General features: G+C 24.2%; 30 protein-coding genes. 29 read left to right on the top strand and 1 reads right to left on the bottom strand.

The window, feature by feature from the left end; translation table 11 throughout:
• The first annotated feature begins 3 nt into the window (after positions 1–3).
• The 4 genes from Q3304_RS08405 to Q3304_RS08390 all read left to right on the top strand — a co-directional run bounded on the left by Q3304_RS08405 (position 4) and on the right by Q3304_RS08390 (position 5,655).
• Entirely contained in the window at positions 4–1,290 is a 1,287-nt protein-coding gene (locus tag Q3304_RS08405; protein WP_407813523.1) for a hypothetical protein, read from the top strand.
• 106 nt (positions 1,291–1,396) lie between these two features.
• On the top strand, positions 1,397–2,947 hold the full coding sequence (locus tag Q3304_RS08400) for a hypothetical protein (protein ID WP_407813524.1): 1,551 nt from the start codon (positions 1,397–1,399) through the stop codon (positions 2,945–2,947).
• Positions 2,948–3,505: 558 nt separating this feature from the next.
• The gene (locus Q3304_RS08395) at positions 3,506–4,357 is read left to right on the top strand and encodes a hypothetical protein (RefSeq protein WP_407813525.1); all 852 of its coding nucleotides are present in this window, start codon (positions 3,506–3,508) and stop codon (positions 4,355–4,357) included.
• A 182-nt stretch (positions 4,358–4,539) separates the two neighbouring features.
• On the top strand, positions 4,540–5,655 hold the full coding sequence (locus Q3304_RS08390) for a tyrosine-type recombinase/integrase (protein WP_407813526.1): 1,116 nt from the start codon (positions 4,540–4,542) through the stop codon (positions 5,653–5,655).
• Positions 5,656–5,754: 99 nt separating this feature from the next.
• Here Q3304_RS08390 and Q3304_RS08385 read toward each other — a convergent pair whose 3' ends face one another.
• Positions 5,755–6,156 carry a transposase family protein gene (locus tag Q3304_RS08385; protein ID WP_021382424.1) on the bottom strand — a complete coding sequence of 134 codons (402 nt, stop codon included), beginning with the start codon at positions 6,154–6,156 and terminating at the stop codon, positions 5,755–5,757.
• Positions 6,157–6,331: 175 nt separating this feature from the next.
• On the opposite strand from Q3304_RS08385, the gene Q3304_RS08380 reads away from it, so the two are divergent.
• The 25 genes from Q3304_RS08380 to Q3304_RS08260 all read left to right on the top strand — a co-directional run bounded on the left by Q3304_RS08380 (position 6,332) and on the right by Q3304_RS08260 (position 17,860).
• Positions 6,332–6,733, top strand: a complete 402-nt coding sequence (locus tag Q3304_RS08380; RefSeq protein ID WP_407813527.1) for a hypothetical protein — start codon at positions 6,332–6,334, stop codon at positions 6,731–6,733.
• A gap of 26 nt (positions 6,734–6,759) precedes the next feature.
• The gene (locus Q3304_RS08375; protein WP_021382422.1) at positions 6,760–7,053 is read left to right on the top strand and encodes a hypothetical protein; all 294 of its coding nucleotides are present in this window, start codon (positions 6,760–6,762) and stop codon (positions 7,051–7,053) included.
• A 14-nt stretch (positions 7,054–7,067) separates the two neighbouring features.
• A complete protein-coding gene (locus Q3304_RS08370) occupies positions 7,068–7,310 on the top strand; it encodes a hypothetical protein (RefSeq protein WP_021382421.1) in 243 nt (80 codons plus the stop codon).
• 148 nt (positions 7,311–7,458) lie between these two features.
• On the top strand, positions 7,459–8,400 hold the full coding sequence (locus Q3304_RS08365; protein ID WP_407813528.1) for a hypothetical protein: 942 nt from the start codon (positions 7,459–7,461) through the stop codon (positions 8,398–8,400).
• A 24-nt stretch (positions 8,401–8,424) separates the two neighbouring features.
• Positions 8,425–8,973, top strand: a complete 549-nt coding sequence (locus tag Q3304_RS08360) for a hypothetical protein (RefSeq protein WP_021382419.1) — start codon at positions 8,425–8,427, stop codon at positions 8,971–8,973.
• Positions 8,974–9,028: 55 nt separating this feature from the next.
• Positions 9,029–9,562 carry a hypothetical protein gene (locus Q3304_RS08355; protein ID WP_407813529.1) on the top strand — a complete coding sequence of 178 codons (534 nt, stop codon included), beginning with the start codon at positions 9,029–9,031 and terminating at the stop codon, positions 9,560–9,562.
• Between the two features lie 10 nt (positions 9,563–9,572).
• Complete coding sequence (locus Q3304_RS08350) at positions 9,573–9,938, top strand: hypothetical protein (RefSeq protein WP_407813530.1); 366 nt, start codon at positions 9,573–9,575, stop codon at positions 9,936–9,938.
• Between the two features lie 42 nt (positions 9,939–9,980).
• Positions 9,981–10,346, top strand: coding sequence for a hypothetical protein (locus Q3304_RS08345; RefSeq protein WP_044211896.1), 366 nt, complete (start codon positions 9,981–9,983; stop codon positions 10,344–10,346).
• 58 nt (positions 10,347–10,404) lie between these two features.
• Positions 10,405–10,728, top strand: coding sequence for a hypothetical protein (locus tag Q3304_RS08340; protein ID WP_407813531.1), 324 nt, complete (start codon positions 10,405–10,407; stop codon positions 10,726–10,728).
• Positions 10,713–11,291, top strand: a complete 579-nt coding sequence (locus tag Q3304_RS08335) for a hypothetical protein (RefSeq protein WP_407813532.1) — start codon at positions 10,713–10,715, stop codon at positions 11,289–11,291. The genes Q3304_RS08340 and Q3304_RS08335 overlap by 16 nt, the downstream gene beginning before the upstream one ends.
• A gap of 27 nt (positions 11,292–11,318) precedes the next feature.
• Complete coding sequence (locus tag Q3304_RS08330) at positions 11,319–11,666, top strand: hypothetical protein (protein WP_407813533.1); 348 nt, start codon at positions 11,319–11,321, stop codon at positions 11,664–11,666.
• A gap of 9 nt (positions 11,667–11,675) precedes the next feature.
• Positions 11,676–12,038, top strand: coding sequence for a hypothetical protein (locus Q3304_RS08325; RefSeq protein WP_407813534.1), 363 nt, complete (start codon positions 11,676–11,678; stop codon positions 12,036–12,038).
• A gap of 15 nt (positions 12,039–12,053) precedes the next feature.
• The gene (locus Q3304_RS08320) at positions 12,054–12,500 is read left to right on the top strand and encodes a hypothetical protein (protein ID WP_407813535.1); all 447 of its coding nucleotides are present in this window, start codon (positions 12,054–12,056) and stop codon (positions 12,498–12,500) included.
• 39 nt (positions 12,501–12,539) lie between these two features.
• Positions 12,540–12,962, top strand: coding sequence for a hypothetical protein (locus Q3304_RS08315; RefSeq protein WP_407813536.1), 423 nt, complete (start codon positions 12,540–12,542; stop codon positions 12,960–12,962).
• Positions 12,963–12,972: 10 nt separating this feature from the next.
• On the top strand, positions 12,973–13,362 hold the full coding sequence (locus Q3304_RS08310; protein ID WP_407813537.1) for a single-stranded DNA-binding protein: 390 nt from the start codon (positions 12,973–12,975) through the stop codon (positions 13,360–13,362).
• 38 nt (positions 13,363–13,400) lie between these two features.
• Positions 13,401–13,646: a hypothetical protein gene (locus Q3304_RS08305; RefSeq protein ID WP_407813538.1), complete on the top strand. Its 246-nt coding sequence runs from the start codon at positions 13,401–13,403 to the stop codon at positions 13,644–13,646.
• Between the two features lie 29 nt (positions 13,647–13,675).
• Positions 13,676–13,852, top strand: coding sequence for a hypothetical protein (locus tag Q3304_RS08300; protein ID WP_407813539.1), 177 nt, complete (start codon positions 13,676–13,678; stop codon positions 13,850–13,852).
• Between the two features lie 31 nt (positions 13,853–13,883).
• On the top strand, positions 13,884–14,876 hold the full coding sequence (locus Q3304_RS08295; protein ID WP_407813540.1) for a nucleoid-associated protein: 993 nt from the start codon (positions 13,884–13,886) through the stop codon (positions 14,874–14,876).
• A 32-nt stretch (positions 14,877–14,908) separates the two neighbouring features.
• On the top strand, positions 14,909–15,571 hold the full coding sequence (locus Q3304_RS08290; RefSeq protein WP_407813541.1) for a DUF1653 domain-containing protein: 663 nt from the start codon (positions 14,909–14,911) through the stop codon (positions 15,569–15,571).
• A gap of 37 nt (positions 15,572–15,608) precedes the next feature.
• Positions 15,609–16,151 (top strand): hypothetical protein, encoded by a 543-nt coding sequence (locus tag Q3304_RS08285; RefSeq protein WP_407813542.1) that lies wholly within the window; start codon positions 15,609–15,611, stop codon positions 16,149–16,151.
• Positions 16,152–16,260: 109 nt separating this feature from the next.
• A complete protein-coding gene (locus Q3304_RS08280; protein WP_407813543.1) occupies positions 16,261–16,665 on the top strand; it encodes a hypothetical protein in 405 nt (134 codons plus the stop codon).
• Positions 16,662–17,081, top strand: a complete 420-nt coding sequence (locus Q3304_RS08275; protein WP_407813544.1) for a hypothetical protein — start codon at positions 16,662–16,664, stop codon at positions 17,079–17,081. Before Q3304_RS08280 ends, Q3304_RS08275 begins: the two co-directional genes overlap by 4 nt.
• A 150-nt stretch (positions 17,082–17,231) precedes the next feature.
• Entirely contained in the window at positions 17,232–17,411 is a 180-nt protein-coding gene (locus Q3304_RS08270; protein WP_021382400.1) for a hypothetical protein, read from the top strand.
• 85 nt (positions 17,412–17,496) lie between these two features.
• Positions 17,497–17,655, top strand: coding sequence for a hypothetical protein (locus tag Q3304_RS08265; RefSeq protein WP_021382399.1), 159 nt, complete (start codon positions 17,497–17,499; stop codon positions 17,653–17,655).
• Positions 17,630–17,860, top strand: a complete 231-nt coding sequence (locus Q3304_RS08260; RefSeq protein ID WP_021382398.1) for a hypothetical protein — start codon at positions 17,630–17,632, stop codon at positions 17,858–17,860. Before Q3304_RS08265 ends, Q3304_RS08260 begins: the two co-directional genes overlap by 26 nt.
• Positions 17,861–18,158: the final 298 nt, after the last annotated feature.

Here is an 18,158-nt window from a genome sequence, read left to right as displayed (position 1 = left end):
ATTATGGAGATGAAAGATTTAAAGGTAAAAACAGAAGTAATAGAAACACCTGGTTCACAAGAGGAAAGATTGAAGGTTGATGCAGGGATAGTAATAGATTTAGGAAACTCAGAGAGTCGTTTTAGGGTAATACATGAAAATAAAGCAATAAGTCATACAATTATTAAAAGAAATGAATTTGCAAAATTATCAAAAAAATATACTATACCATCTAGATATCTTAATGAAAATTCAACAATATTAAAAATAGATGCTGCTTATGTTGATGATATTTTTATTGAAAATGAAGAAGACGAAGAAGATAAAAAAACGAGACTAATTGCTAATGGGATTATAGTAGAAAGAGAGTTTATGAATAGATCAGTAAGACCTACAGCTCTAAATACTAAAACTTCTCAAAAAGTAACATTTTGGACTTTAAGATTAGCATTCCAAGAAGCAATAATATATTTAGCTGACTATTATAAAAAGAAACCTGAAGATATAGATTTTACCTTTGATGTTGGAGTATTATTGCCACCAGTTGAGGAAGAGATGTATGGTTTAGAGATGTGTGAAAAAATAAAAGAAATAAAACATATAGAAACTACTGTTCCTTATGCATTGAAAAAAGAATTTACAATTAATAAGGTCTTCACATTAGCTGAAGGTATTGCTTCTTTCATGGGAGTTATGTATAAGGTAGATAATAAGGGAGAATTAGTTTTAAATGAGAAAAATAAGAGATTTGAAAAAGGATATGTAATAATAATTGATATAGGTTCTGGTACAACAGACGCTTTAGTAATATTAAATTCAGAGTTAGTAGAGAGAAGTAGAAATACATTTGAATTAGGTGGAAATACAATTTTAGCACTTTTAGATAAGGATATACAATCAGAATATAAACATGTTTTAACTGAAAGAGAAAAAGAAGAGTTACTAAAAACTGGAACCTTCATTATTGGTGATGGTAAGAAAATAAACTTTATAGAAGAAATTAATGAAGGTAAAGAGTATTATTCTGATATGTTACAAAAGAAAATAATTACAATGTTAGAAGGTCTAAATATAAGCTTAATGTCTATAAAAGGTATTTTAGTATGTGGTGGTGGAGCTTTACCAATAAAGGAATCAATAGTTAAAAATGGTACTCCAGAAGAGAGGGTTATAAGTCCTTCTATGTCTGATGTTTTAAGAAAATATTTCCATGATTTAAATCCAGAGTTATCTGATGTAAGTTTAGATGATTTGAATCCACGACTTACTAACTTATTAGGAATAGAGTACATTTACAAATTTGGTCTTTAAAATTTATAAATATTAATAGAAAAAAAGAGAGTCATTTTTATGACCTCTCTTTTTTTTGTATTAGAAGTATATTATATATAAGTTAAAAAGGTGGTGTTTTATTAGTATGATATTAATAGGAGGAACGGAATTAAATAAAAAAGAATTGCCATTTGGAGATTTAATAGAATATTCTATAGAAAATAATATTGAATATCTAAAAATAAAATTAAAAATGGCTAGAAAAAATGGTATTTATACAAAGATATATTTAAATAATAAGTATATTGATATTAATAAGGATATAGAATTAAAAATAATAGAGTTTACTACTGATGAAGAATTGCTAAATTTAATAAATGATTCAAAAATAAAAAAAGAAAGTAATAACTTGGAAGAAAAGAATGAAAATATTTATGAAAAAATAGATATAAATGAAGTAGATATAGGAGAAATAGAAAAAGGATTGAATTTCACTGACATAGGTGGAGATGTAGATATTTCAAAAATAAATATTAAGGAGCTAGAACGAACAATAGAAGATAAAAATATCATATTAACAGATAAAAATCTAGAAATAGAAGCTTTAATAGATGAAAAAGAAAAAACTATAGCTCTTAATAAAACTTTAATAGAGGAATATGATGAAAAGCTTAATACTAAGATTAAAGAAGCTGGACAATTAAAAATAGACATAACTAAATTAGAAGAAGACAATAAGCTAAAGATAGAAGAAATAAATCGCTTAAACAATGATTTAAAAATAAAAAAAGAAGAAATTAAGAATTTAAAAGTAAATATAAAAAATATGGATAATACCATAAAGAAATTAATTGATGATAAAGCTTTAATTATAGAAAATCAAAAAAAACAATTAGAAGAACTTGCCGAGTCTACAAAAGAAAAAACTATGAAAGCAAATAGTATAATAGAGGAATTGACTAAAAAATTAGAATATGAGATAAAAAGGTTTACTCCTAAACAACTAAGCTTTTTAAAATATCAAGAAATGGCAGCTAAATATAATTCCTTTTCAAAAGTTGAGTTTCCTGATTCTGAAAAAAAAGAGTTATTAGAAATGAAATCTAAATTACATATATTTGCCACAGGTACAGACAATAGTCTAAGCAATTTAATTCCAGAAGTAATATCATTAATGAATACAAAGAGCTTATTGATAGTAGATTTTTCAAATGATTTTTATTTTAAAAATGCTGTATTTAAAGTTAGAGATAGAGAACATTCTCTATTATTAGATAAAGAAGGTGTAAAAGTAGAAAGTTTAGTAAAAGAAATAGGTAAGAGTGAATATATAGCAACTAATGTATTCAATGATATAGCTCTTTTAAATGTAGATTGGATAAATATTATTAGAAAAGTAAAAGAATATGCAAATGGAAAGGAAATAATATTCTTGTTTAATAGTATAACTAGCTTCTCTGTAAGGCATACAGTTACAAAACTAGCGTCAATAGGAACATTGCAAATATTTGTAAATTGTAATCCAATGTATTTATCTAATTTATTAATTGTATTAAAATTTTTACCAAAAGAAATAATAAATTTAGTAGTAATGAAGTATATAGATATAACAAAGAATTTAATAGATATATTACAAAAAGAGTATAATTTAATGACCTTTAACGAAAATATAAGTTGGAATTACTTGAATTTATAAAAAAAATATGCTTTAACTTGAAATTTATAGTTGTTTGAAATATACTTATAACAAGTTCTAAGACATCCTGTTGTAATCAAAATAAAAATAGAATTAATTTTAGATAATTTAACTCTTTACTTGAAATGGAATATGTTTACAAACATATTCCATTTCTATTTTTTGATTAAATTAAAAAGTATTTTATTTAAAAAAAGTGATTTAACTTGAAAATTAGAAATATATAAACTATAATTATTTAAAACTAAAAAACTGGTCTATGAAATGCCATTTTTTTTATGTTTAATCCTTCTTCTAAAAGGAATGTATGAAGTTTTTATAACTTATTATGCATTCTTTTTTTGTTATTTATATAAAATATTATTATTTAATAGTATCTTGACTTATAATTTTAGACAGGCTATAATTCAACAAAAGAAATGTAAAATATAAATAAAGATTTATACACAATAAAGTTTTGCAACTTTTGAAATATATAAACAGAAGGTCTTAAAAGGAGTAATAGTCACTAATTATAGCAAAGAATAATATTTATATTGATAAAATGGAGGTTATAAAATGGAAAATTTGCTAGAGGAAGCTTTACTTGAAGAATATAAACTTTGGAAAAAAGGAAATGATAAGAGAATTTATATAAATAAGATTCCTGAATTAATTGACATTGAAGAACTAATTGAAAATAATGATTTTGGAATTGGTAAAGGAAAAGGTTTGGGAGTCTCTAAAATTGCTAGATTGCTAAAAAATGATGGAGATATTTCTATAGCTAAACTTTATTATGATTGTACTTATGAAGAGTTTCTTTTTCAAGAAACTAGTTCAGAAACAGTAAATAATTTTATAAAGTTTTTTACTAATGAATTGGTTTCAAGATATTCACCAGAAAAAGAAGAGGAAGAAGTCATAGAAGAAAATGAAACTTATGAAGAAGAACATGAGAAATATAAAAAAATGTCTTTTGATGAAATGCCAAATGATACTGAGTTTCTTTTAAAAGGAACTAATAAGTACTTAGTCTGTTACAATGAAATATATTCTGGAATAAATTCTATGTTAGATGACATCCATAAATCAAAAATTGATTTAAATGATTTTTTTACACATTACCAGTATGTAGATTATATAACATATCGATTTTATAAATTAAATAAATCTGATTTAATAATATTACATGAATCAGCTAAAGAAATTCTTGATAAATTAAGAACTGAAGAGGAAGAAAATAAAAATAAAAAAATAGAAGAGCTACTTGAAAAAGCAAAAATAACAGGTGAAAAACAATTTATAGATGCTTTGATAATGAAATGTGATGATTACATGGAAGTCTATTGTGACTTTATGGAAGTTGCAAGATATGCAATGCCAAATGGAGCCATAAAGATTGAAAAGACTGCTATTCCTATAGATTAAGGATTAGTATATGCAAAAAATAGAAGTTTTCTGGGAGAGTTTTGAATCAGATAGTGAATTCTTAGAAGGTATATTTTTATATTAATAATAATAATTGGTAAAGAAGAGATATATCGTGAAAGATTAATGTGTATGATATAATATTAATATAAATATTCGGTGATAAAATTGGAGAGGTGCTAATGAATGCTTTTGTTAGGAAAAGAACAAAGAATTATATTGTTTACTTAGAATATAAGGATGAATTAGGAAACAGAAAACAAAAGAATATGGGAGCATATTTAAAAAGAAGAGATGCTAATAGGAGATTAGCTGAACTTAAAGATAAAATATACAATGATAATGTATTAGTCCCAAATGAGATTACGTTAGAAGAATTTTTATTAGATTTTCTTGAAAAACATAGAGAGAATATTTCTTTGAGCACATATGATAAATACCTTAGAATAAGTAAAAAATATATACTGAAAGAACTTGGCCAATACAGGTTACAAGATTTAAAAGTGATTCATATACAAAATTATATTGATTCATTGGTGAAAACATTAAATCCTCAAAGCATCAGGATACATTTAAATATATTAAGATTAGTTATTAAAAGGGCATATAAACTTAAACTAATTAGAGAAAATATCGTAGACGATATAGATATACCAAGAGCTAAAAAATTTAGAAATGATATATATGATAAAGAGCAAATGATTAATCTATTGGATATGTGTAAAAAAGGAAATAGAGAATTAGGATTAGCAATAAATTTAGCAATTGCTCTAGGATTTAGATTATCTGAAATTTTGGGTATATCCTGGGATAATGTTAATTTTGATGAAAATACAATTTTAATAAATAAAATAACAAGCAGAGTAAAAGGAGCTGTTATTTTGAAAGAGCCAAAGACAGAAAGTTCGAATAGAAGTGTATTTGTTCCAATAGAAGTCATGATATTATTAAAGCAGTATAAAAAAGAGCAAATGAAAAGATTATTGAAAAGCAATACAAAGAATAAATATAATTTAATTTTCTTTGATAAACTTGGCAACCCCATAGCTGAAGATGTAATAAGTAAAAAGTTTAGACGTTTTTTAAAAAATAATGAATTACCACACATTAGATTTCATGACTTAAGACATTCTCATGTAACATTGTTAATGAATTCTAAAGTTCCTATAAAAGTAATTTCTGAAAGAGTTGGACATTCTAATGTTAATACAACATTAAATGTATATTCACATGTTCTTAAGGAAATGGATAAAGAAGCTTCAGATACAATTTCAACAAATTTATTTAAAGCTAACTAAAAGAGAACGAATGTACGTTTAATTGACCTAATAAATGACATTTTAAAAGCTTCACATTGATTAAGTAATATAAATAATCAATGTGAAGCTTTTATGCGCTTAAAATAGATTCTGATGGTTAACTAACTTTTTAACTGTAGTTATAGATAAACCAGTTTCAAAAACTATTTGTTCTAAAGGTTTTTTTCTAGCTTCTAGTATTACATGGTCGATAAGTCTTTTAGTAACCTTATCTCTATAATCTATAGAATCAAATTGTTGTGTAAATGTACTTTTGCATTCAGGACACTTAAAACGAGTTGCATTAATAGTGATAGTAACTTTTTTATTTCCAATATTAATATCTTTTGCACATCTTTTAGTGGAAGCATGTTTATAAATTATTCCACCACAATATATACATGAGGAAGGTTTCTTTTTTGGTTTAACATAGAAGATTATACTATTCATATGTATATATGTATCTATTAATATAAATTCTGGTAAATTCAATTCATACATTGTTTTAATTTCTCCTATCTAAAAATTTTTGTTGAAAAAAATAAATTTTAAAAATCCATATATAAATATAAAGAAAATATAGTTTTTGATTGAAAATAAAAAAACTATATTTTTTTTATATTTATATAAGAACTGGTAGTCATTAATAAGTGATATCTTTTTATATAAATCAATTTTGGAGGCGATAAAAATTAAAATAGCATATTTTATCTGGGAATTAGAAGAAGAAGTAAGTTTTGATATTAATAATACTCATAAAGAAATAAAAAATCAACAACAAAAATTACTATTGATGTTAGAAAGTCTAAAAGAAAAATTTAAAAGTGAATTATCTGGTGTGTATATAATAAATTTTGAAAAAAAAAGTAAAAATGAATTTTATAGTTCTATAAATAGTTTCAACAAAAAATATTTGATAAAAAATAGTTTGAAGATATATATAGGTAAAGTAAATAAAAAAAATACATGGAATGATGTATATAAAATAATAAATTCTGTAATGGAGATGAATTCATTTGAATTTGTAAAACAAAATGTAAAGTTTTTAGATAAAGATAGCATTAATAAAAACTTGTAAATAAAAAAGAAAGGATAAAAATTAATATGAATAATAATGTGTTTTCTATAAAAATTCCAAAGTGGGTGCAAAAAAGTAATCCATTTTATGGTGAAAGATATAACATAATGAGTCATAGAAAATTATTAAAGGTAAATAATAAAAAAATTTGTTTAATAGAACTTCATAAAAATCAAAATAGAGAATTTAATGTTGCTATTCTTGTAATTAATAATGGAGTAAAAGGGAAAGTAAAAATAAAAAAATGTATAAATATAACTGATGCTATTAGTGTATTTGAATCATCAATTGAAAAAAAGAAAAAGGAAGGCTACATATAAATGAGGTGAAAGTTATGAAAAATAAAAAAATAATAAAAATAAATGGAGTTTTGTGTTTTTGGACAAATTGGAGACCAAATTATTTTTCAAGAGATATATGTAAAAATAAAATGCTAATGTTAAAACAATCTGACAGATATTTAGATTGTAGGTTTGGGTCAAAGAAAAAAGTAATGGATAAATGGCATTATAGAATACAAGTATTGGTTCCTGTCAATGAAAATTTGTTTTTTAGTAATAAAAATAAATATAATTAAGAAATTCTCTATATTCTGAAATTTTTGTAATTATCGTTGACAAAAAATAAGTATCGTTGTAAAGTAATTATCATGGATGATTAAAAAACTACGCCGACGTGAAAATAAAGTCAGGGATGATAAAATAAAAATTGGGGGAATTAATATAATGAATTTAAAATATTTTTTAGATAAAGAAGAAAATGGAGTATTAAAAACATTTAAGAAAGATAAATTTGATTTAGAAAGAACAATTTATAAAGTTAAATCTAATGATTTTAAATATGTTTATATAACGGACCTGTTAAAAAAGGGGAATTTATTATTAGGATTTTATTACGAAACAAATAACACCTTTTATTTTATAGATTTAGAAGCAGAATCATATGGAAAAAAAGTTCTAGATTTTGCAGGCATTGATAGAGTTATATCTTTAGATAAACATAAGGCTCTATTTGAAAATACAGTTAAAAAAAGAATAAGAGAAAAAATAAATTTTGATGAAAAAAACATACCACTTTCTTATGATGAGGAAAAAGATATAAAAGAATATCTAAAACAAAAAAGGAACTTAATATCTGGAAGAAAAGAAATAGAAAATAACTTTTTAAATGGATTTGATATTAATAAAGATAGTCTTAAGATTAATTACACAATGATAAAATTTAAAGATTCAAAATTAATTTATAGGTCAATATTAGATTTTGATAAAGAGGTTAATCTTGAGTGCAATGAATATATCCAGATGAATAAAAAAGAGCTTTATTATGACATAGTATATCTTAAACATTTAAAAGAAGAGATAGAAAAGTTAAATCAAGATAGAAATGCACTTGAATTTAAAAAGATAGTGAATATATTTTCAGATAAAACTAAGAAATCATTCAGAATTAGAGTATTAAAAAATGATAAAGAGTATATTTTGAATGTGAAAGAACCTATATTAAGAAGCTTTGAGCATCATATATTAAATTCAGATATTATTGAAAATAATTATAAAAGGATTTTCTTTAATAATAATTCTGAATTAAAGATAAGCTTAGATGAAATAATAGAAATCTCATATAAAAGGAAAATATTATATTACAAATCAAATTATGAAAGCTTATAGACATAAAATTGGAGGGAAATTTGAATGTTTAATATAGAAAAATTTTGGAAAAACAATATTGAACATATTTCTAATATGAAAAGAGACGATTCTCATAAACAAAATGATTTAAATAAGTATATTACGGTAGAAGAATATAATTTTATTTTTACACAATTAGTTAAACAAAAAATTATAGAAAAAGTAAATTTGGATGAGAATAATTTAAATCTCACAGAAAAAGAAAAGAATAGAATACTAAATAATAATAGTCATAGAAATAAACTAATGTTTAGTAGATATGAAGCAGAAGTTTATTTCTCAGAAAGAACTGATATAGATAAAAATAGTTTGACTATAGAATATAGACCACAAGATATAGAAAATCTTAGTATAATGTATGATTCTATATCTGATATAGATAAAAAATCTGATATGGAAGCTGATAAATATATAGAAGAAAATAAAGAAGATATATTTATTGAGATATTACAACTAAAAGAAATAAAAAAGGAATTACAACTTTTGAGAAATAGTGCAAATATATTAAAATTTATAGCTAATAAAAATAAAACTATTCAAAGCAATAGATGACATAAATAAAAATAATGATTTACATATATAAAATAAAGGGGAGGGAATACCTTTGATGACTGAAAATGACAAAAAGGAGTGTCAATACATTATAGCTGCTATATCTGAGAGTTTTGAAGAAATGGGATACTTAGATTTGAAAGAGCTTGAAGGTTATATAAAGGAAATTATAAGAGTTGAAATCTATGACGTAGATAAAAAGAAATACTTTAATTATATTTATGACAAATTTTTAAATAATAAACGTTATAGAGAGTTTTTAGATGGAAAGGTTTATCATTGTTCTCATTGTAAATTAAAAAAGCCAATTTCAAGTTTTAATAGCTGGGTTTGCGATGGCAAAAAAAGACCTAAAACTATATGTAAGAAATGCTCTCAAGAACTTATAGATAAAGCTGGTGAAAAGGCAGCTTTATATAAAAAATATCAAGAACATAAACAATATATAGCTAGAGAAACTAGTGTGAGAAGTAAAATGAAGCGTCATATAGGAAGAGATTTGACTTCTGAAGAAGTTAACCAAATAAAAATTTTAGTTAGAGTAAAGAAGATGACACCTTATTCTATATATAAAATGTATGCTTTATAATATAAAAATTATGGAAAGGAAAATATTATGCATGCGACCATTACCAATATATATAATTAAGATTCTTTCAGATTTGATATTAAAGAAGATGAAACATGCTAATAAAGAAAAAATACATTTTGCATTACTTGAAGTACAAGATTCTATATATCTTATAGATACTGAAGACATAGAAAAAATTAATATACCTCTAAAAACAACTTCTTTAAGCATTACAGAATCAATATTAGCAGAATTTTTATATGAAGGAAGTATAAAAATGAATTTCCCTATAGTTTATAGGTGTACAAGATGTAATTCATTTATATTTGACAAGGATAAAGTTTATGATGGAGCTTTTGGATACATATGTGAAACCTGTAATAATATGAGTTAATAGAAAGGAATACTTATGGGGGATATCTTAAAGAAAGATAAAATGGAAACATTTATAGTAAAGCTAAAAACAAAAAAAACTAAAAAAAGTATAGAAAAAAATAAGAAGTTAGAGTTATCAGAATCAGAAATAAATACTCTTTTTAAATACTATAATATGATTGATGGTTTGGAGATAAAAGTAATTACATTCATGGGAAGAGCCCGTATGATAGATTACCAGGATAAAGATTCAGTTACAATTAGGGAAGCCATATATCTATTAGAACAGAGTACAACTTTAGGTATATACATAAATGATTATAAAAACTTCATGAAAAAATGGAATAGTGGAAAATACTATAATGAAAATATTGAAATGATATTTGAAGCTTCCGAAATAGAAATAATAGAAAAGATAATTTATTGAAAAAGACTCACAAATACAACAAAGATATATCCAATAAAACATGAAGGGGAAGTTATTTATGGACTATGAGATAAAACTTTTTATTAGAGATTTAATGGAAGATAATAATGAATCTTTTGAAGATATGTCAAAAAAGGTAGGAATTACATCTTATGAATTACAGGATGTAGGAGCTGGGAAAAGAAAGTTAACTGAAAAAGAAGTTGAAAGTATTATACGAAAATATAATATTCAAGGAGAGAAACTAGAAACATTTAAAAGACTTACAAATACACCAGAATCATTTCAAATGACATGTAAAAGATGTAATAGTAATCAAGCTACAATAGAAATATATCCAATAAGATGTAAAGGGGGAGTCATTTTATGGCTTATGAGATAAAACCTTTTATTAGAGATTTAATGGAAGATAATAATGAATCTTTTGAAGATATGTCAAAAAAGATAGGAATTACATCTTATGAATTACAGGATGCAAAAGCTGGAAAAAGAAAATTAACTGAAAAAGAAGTTGAAAGTATTATGCAAAACTATAATATTCAAGAAGAAAAACTGGAAATATTTAAAAGGCATACAAATACCCTAAAATCATTTCAAATAACATGTAAAAAATGTAATAGTAATCAAGTTACAATAGGCGAATTTTATGTAAATACAGAGTATATTCCATTATCATGTTGTACCTGTAAAACTAAAGAAATATTAGAAGTAGATAAACAAGATAATAATGGGTTTAATATAACCTGTATAGATTGCAAACAAACTGCAAAAATAGAAACGCCATTAAAGGGGAAACAATTCATAGAAATATCATGTCCAAATTGTAATAAAACAGAATCTGTAAATGTAGCTTTTTTAGTAAGTGATTTTGAATTAGAACAAGGTCTAGAAAAAGAAAAAATAACTTTAATGAAACTAATAAAATCAGCACTTTTCAAAAAATAATATAAAAAGATAATAGGAGTGGTAAATATGTATAATTCAGATATATCATTCAAAATAGGTAATAAAACAAAGTTAATTATAACAAATAGTGGCTACTATGATGTTAAAGATAAGAGTGGTTTTGATAGAGGAACAACAGCTATAAAAGTTATCAAAGGAAGAGTTATAGATGAAAATACTAAGATTTTAGAATCAGAAGCTATACAAGTTAAGATATTTTCAAGAAATAGAAGTGGACATAATGACTTTTATACGACATGTAAGAGTGTAACACTATATGAAGGAGTTCTCTATAATGAAAATGGTTCAATAAGAAAAAGAAGCTTAACTAAAATTACAAAAGCAATAGATGAATTTAAATCAATATGTAATTAGAGGTGAGAAATGAATACTTATAAAACACCTAAAAAAGAACAACTATTATATTTAAAGTGCAGCAAAGAAAAAGCAGCTACTTTAGGAAAAAGATATACAAGAGGTTTTATACTTAATGAAGAAGATGACTATATAGAAGTATGTGTAGAAGGTGATAAAGAAAGTTTTAAATTTTATAAAGACACATTAGAAGAAATAACCATGTTCCACCAAAGCTATTTCATATATTTATCAGAAAAAGACTTATTAGAAGAATTTGAAGCTATAGATATATTAAAAACATTACATGACACTTTTAATCCACAAAATTTTGAAAAATTTAAAATAGAAGTACTAAGACAAATAAAACTATTTTTAGATGAAAATAATTAATTAAAGGAGAATGTTATGAATTGTACATTAACAAAGGGTGAAGAACTATTAAGTTATTATATAGCTATTCTTAAAACTAAGAAAAAGATAAATAGTATAAAAGAATCTACTAAAGAGTTAGAACATAAACAGAGTCAATATATATTAAAGGCATATACTTTGCTGGATGGAATGAAAGTAATTGTATCAAAGTTTTTAGGTAAATATAGTTTGGTAGCTTCAATAGTACATGATGACAGAGAAAAATTAAAAAAAGCTTTATATCTATTAGAGCAAACTGATTGTAATAGTTATTATCTTGATGATTACAATAGCTTCATAGAGGATTGGGAGTGTAAAAGTTATGTTATTAATATAGATAATTTTATAAACAATAAGGACATTGAAATAATTGAGAAAATAACATCTGAAAGCAGCATCATAAAAATCATTGGATATAACTATTTTGAAACCTTACATTAGATTTCAGACAAAGCTATATTCCATCAAAATAATATACTAATGAAAGGAATGAAAAAGTTGGTTATTAAGTGTAAGGTGTGGAATGAAAGTGAACAAAAAATGTATAACTTTGAGCAAGTAAAGCTTAATACAAATTTTTTTATCAAAGGTTTTAACACTTTTGGAGGACTATATTTACCTATTGGAAACCCTAAAAACTACATACTATTTTATACAGGTAAAAATGACTATTATGGTGTTGAGATATATATGCATGACTTGCTTATGGTGCCTGGGAATAATAAAGAACCTATAGTCGGAGTAGTTGAATTTGGAGAATATTTTCAAGATGAGGAAATGCACATAGGTTTCTATATTAAATTTGAGAATAAAGCTCTTAAAAAGAATCTAGGCTATTGGGTTAATAAATGCAGAAACTTAGGAAGTATATATACAACTAAATGCAACAGGATATATGAATAGGAGTGGTTAAATGAATATTGTTATTTTATTAGGAGAGATAGATAAAGATTCAGTAGTTACAAATATTCTAGATTCAGATAAACAAAAGCTAGAATTTATAATTAAGGTAAAAATGAATGAATATAATACAGAATATTTTTTATGTGAAAAGGTATCTAGTAATTTAGAAAATCTCTCTAACTATCTTGTAAAAGGTAAACGATTAGTTATTAAGGGAAACCTTCATAGAGAAATTTCTTCTGAATTTGGAGTTGATAAGGAGTTATATAAAATATTAGTAAATAGTTTTGAGTTTTTACCAGATATAAAAAATGTTAATTATTCAAAGGGAAAAGATAATTCAAACAAGAAAAATCAACAAACCTTTGAACCTATATATGATGATGATATTCCTTTTTAGAAACATAGTTAATAAATAGATACATAAAAAATTATAAAATGAAAGGAAAATATAAGAATATGTTGAGTATGACTGCAAAAAGAAAAGCAATAATCATAGCTCATGACCTTGAAAAAGATGGCATGGTATGGGGAGATGAGCTAGAAATGTTTATAAAATCTCAAATATATACAAAAAGAGGGTTTAAGTCAGATGAAGACTACCTTGAGTTTGAAAATATTGTTTTAGACTACCTAGAAGAAAAAAGAAAGAAAAAAGAGTTTCAAATTGGTTGTTGTGTTTAAAAATAAATTGATGATGGAGTATATAAACAATGAATGCATATGAAAAAAATAAGTATTTAAATAAAAAAGGACTTGTAAATATTTTAGATTCAGTTAATTATGAGTGTCAATTTCTTGATAATTGTACTTTTAAAGATATATTTGGATGTGTTTGGTGTATTGATGAAAGCTCTGTTGAATATGAAGATGATATTGATAAATTTTAATAAAATAATATAAATAAAAGGAGTGGTATATATGATAATAAATAAATTTATAGTTCATGTTTTTGATAAGGAAAGTACAGTACCAGTATTAGGTGATTTTGAAGGTAAGATTAATCAAGAATCAGAGGGGCTTCTTAAAAAATGTTTAAAAAAGATAATTAAGAATGACAACTTAAGAAAAGGTATTTTTAATGAATATAATGATAATTTAGTAAAAAAATGTTGCGAACAAATGATATATGAAAAAGACTCTTTTGTAGATAACTCAAAAGAAATAGCTTCTTATATGTTTGAAAAAATGAAAGAAGAATTAGGCTCTTGCAATGTGATTATGTGTTTGTATTCAAATAAGGAACAAGAAGGTATTGCAATAATGAAATTTGAGTATAAAAGTGTTTATACTCATAGCATAGAATATGAAGATGATAAGTTTAATATTCAAGTAATTCCAAATAATGTAGCTTTTTCAATACAACCAAAGATAAAACAAGCTGCACTAATTGAGTTAAGTGGTATAAATGATGAGTATCATGTCAGAGTTTTAGATATAGATTCTGAGAAAGAAGATTCTAAGTCAAGATTCATAGAAGAATTTATAAATGCTAAAAAAGTGGATGATGATACATATAAAACTAAGGTATTAAAAAAGACAATTGATAAATGGATAAACAATCATTATTCAGAGGATGTAAAAAAAGCAGAAGAAGTAAAAAGTCTTTTAAATTATAGATTACTACAGAGTGAAAATATAGACGTAGATGAATTTATAAGTGAAATAATAGATGATGAGCAAAAAGATTCCTTAAAAGAAGAACTTGATGAAAAAAATGTTAATGATAATTTGAATGTAGATAAAGGATGGATTGAGAAAAATATAAATAAAAGGAAAATGAAGCTTGATAATGGATTTGGAATAGTAGGTAATATAAGTGATTTTGAAGACCCAATGAAATATAGTGTTAAAAAGAATTTAGATGGTTCTGTAGATATTGTATTAAAAAATGTAAGTTATATAGAGGGTTAATAATATCAGACAAGATAAAGAGGTGTTAATATTTGTGTAAAAATGGAATTGAAGAATTAGAAAATGCAAAAAGATTATATGGTTTAAAAAGAAAAGATAGACTGAAAAGTAAACCAGGAATATATGAACATTTCAAAGGTAAGTTCTATATAACACTAGGAATAAGTTCTCCTATAGCTAGTGAGAAAGAGCTTCGTAAGTTAAAAAATGATGTTAGTATTCAACTGACTCCAATATATATAAAACATACTGAAACTGAGGAATATATAAGAATATTTATTATAAGTAACAAAATCTATCATTTAAAAAATGAATGTGAAGATGAACTGGTCCTATATAAATCTATGTATCTAGATAATAAATTATTCTTAAGACCAATAGATATGTTTTTATCTGAAGTTGATAAAAATAAGTATCCTGAAGTATCTCAAAGGTATAGGTTTAAAGAATTTAAGTTAAGAAGTGAACTTATAATCAGTAAAGATATTAATGGGAAAAAATTAAAAGAAAATGATATTGTGAAAGCCAGTTGCGCTAATGAAGAGTATATTGGCATAGTAAGGGTAGGTATGTATGCTCCTATGAATAATGGCTATCATGTTGGAATTTATATAGAGTGGTTAGGTAATCAATATATAAGAACAGATATAGGATTTTTTGATGGGAATTGTGAAATTATAGGAACGCTTGAGTAAAAATCTTATTAATATTATTGAAAATAGGGGTGAAGTGATGAGTAGAGATGTAGAATGCCCATGCATATATAAAGATTTCAAAGGAGATTATTATGCAACAATGGGAGTAAGTAAACCACTAAAAAAAGAAAAATTAGATAAGATAGAAATTGATAATATTAATTTTAGGCAATATGAAGATACATCAATAAAGGCTATTTATACTGAACTTGATGATTGCAGTCTAAATATAGTAAAAGATATTCAAGGTAATTTATATCATGATTCTAGGTTTGAAAATGATAATTTGGTAATATATAAAGATTTAAATAGTGAAAGTGGAGCTTTGGCAAGACCTCTAAGTTCATTTATAGCAAAACTTACTTTAGAGATATATCTATCTGATATTAAGACAAAAGGGAAAAAAACAGACTTTCAAGATTTTGTATTTGAAAAAGTAATAAGTGGGAACGAGGATGAGTCTTATGATGTAAGCAAAGAGAATAAGGATAGACTTCAAACTGGACAAGCCATACAAGATTCGGATTATAGAAATAAAGAAAGTGTAATCTCAAGGTTTTTGAAATTTATAAAAAATTAGTTAGTGCTGAAACTAATTAAAATAAATAACTTATATACTAATATAATACATTTCAATTACCTTAAATAGATATGTTTTAGAAGAATAATATTTTGAGGAAGGTGTAAATATGGAAGGGGAAAAAGAAATTTGGCTATATAGTTGGAATGGTGAATATTTTGCAAGTGACGAGTATGAAAGTAAAGAAGAGGCTATTCAAGGGGCTAAGAAAGAACTTAAAAGGACTGGAGAATTTAAAAAAATAGTTTATGTTGGCAAAAGAAAAGAAGCTTTTATTCCTTGTGTAGATGCAGAAAACATACTAGATTATGTTCAAGATAGAATTGATGATGAATTTGGAGAATTTGGAGAGAGTTGGTCAAGTCATATAAAAGATGAACATAAAGAAATACTTGATAATAGATTAAATGAAGTATTTGAAAATTGGATAAATGAATTTGGACATAAACCATATTGGTCTATTGTTATAGATATAGAAGATATAGAAATTTCAAAAAGGAGTTATATAAAATGATAAAATCTCCTTTTTACTATACAGGTATTAATGATGAAATTTATGGAACTATTGGAGTGAGTGAACCAACTAAACAAAGTAAATTGCAAAAAATTTATGATGAAAATTTAGAAAGAAATATATATAAATATGAGTGTACAAACAAGCTTGACAAATCTACTAATTCAACTGTAGCAATATATAAAGATAAAAAAAATAATTATTATCATGATAAGGAACAAAATCAAAATAAATTAGTTATATATACAACTGCAACTAATTATAATGATAAGTTCATAATGGATTTAAAAGAATTTATTCATATTATTGATGAGAAAACAACTAATATAGCTTTTTTCTTTAAAATTGTAATTCTTGTATCTATGTTTTCATTGTTTTTATTTTTGAAAAATCTTATATTTGCTTTGTTGCCATAAAGTGGAAAATTGCTTACCAGCAATTATAACAAAGTTGATATAGAGGAATCAACTAATGTGGATGAAATGGATAATAAGATAATTGATAGTATAGAAGTATCAGAAGATTATAGCAACCAATAAAATACTTAAATAGGAGGAAATCGGGAAATGTATACTAAAGGTGATAAAACTAAATTAGCTTGTATTAATTGTGAAGGGATAGAAGACCAAGAGTTTATAAAATACTTTTATGATAGTAAAGAAAATAGAATGAAAGAAAGATGGAAATGTTGTAATTGTGATGAGAATAATGATATTTATCCATTGAAGGATACAACTAATATATAAAATAAGGAAGTTAAATGGGCATGAAGTATAGGCTATAAAGTTAAACAAAGGGTAAATTAATATATGTATAACAAAGGTGATAGATTTGAATAGATTAATGAATATTATAAATAAAATAAAAAGTATTGTTATTTCAGATAAAAAAAGAGATGGATATGAATTATTTCAAAAATATATGTCTGAAGAGGATTACGAGAATCTATTAGAAAGAATAGAAGGTGAAAAATATCATAGAAAATACTAGTGAAAATATAGAGGATAAGTTAACTGATTTAATTAGCCAATTTGTAGAAACATTAGACACGGATGAAAAAATAAAAGAGATATTAAAAAAAATATTATCTCTAGATGAAGATAGCCAAACAATAATACAATATTTTATTCTTGAAAGCCATATGTACAATGATGAGATAAAAACATGTATAGATGTTATTCAAGATTTTATATAAATTATAAATACAATCTAATTTTCTAGTAGGGTAACAACTGCTAAACAAAATCTATAAATATATGTAAAAATATAAAAATAAATTATAGATTATGAAATACTCCTATTGAGGTGATAAACAAATGAAATATCACTCAATAGGAGTATTTGCAAATAAAATAGGTAAAACAATTCAAACTCTTAGAAATTGGACATATGTGAAGAATCCATTTTTATGCCTCTTGAATTATATAAAATTAAAAAATATAATGAAATATCATTGTTTATAAATACCCATCATTGCTAAATAAACATTATCC

The organism is Clostridioides sp. GD02377, from assembly GCF_045899875.1.
Taxonomy (GTDB): domain Bacteria; phylum Bacillota; class Clostridia; order Peptostreptococcales; family Peptostreptococcaceae; genus Clostridioides; species Clostridioides difficile_A.
This window is presented reverse-complemented; position numbering and strand designations above follow the sequence as displayed.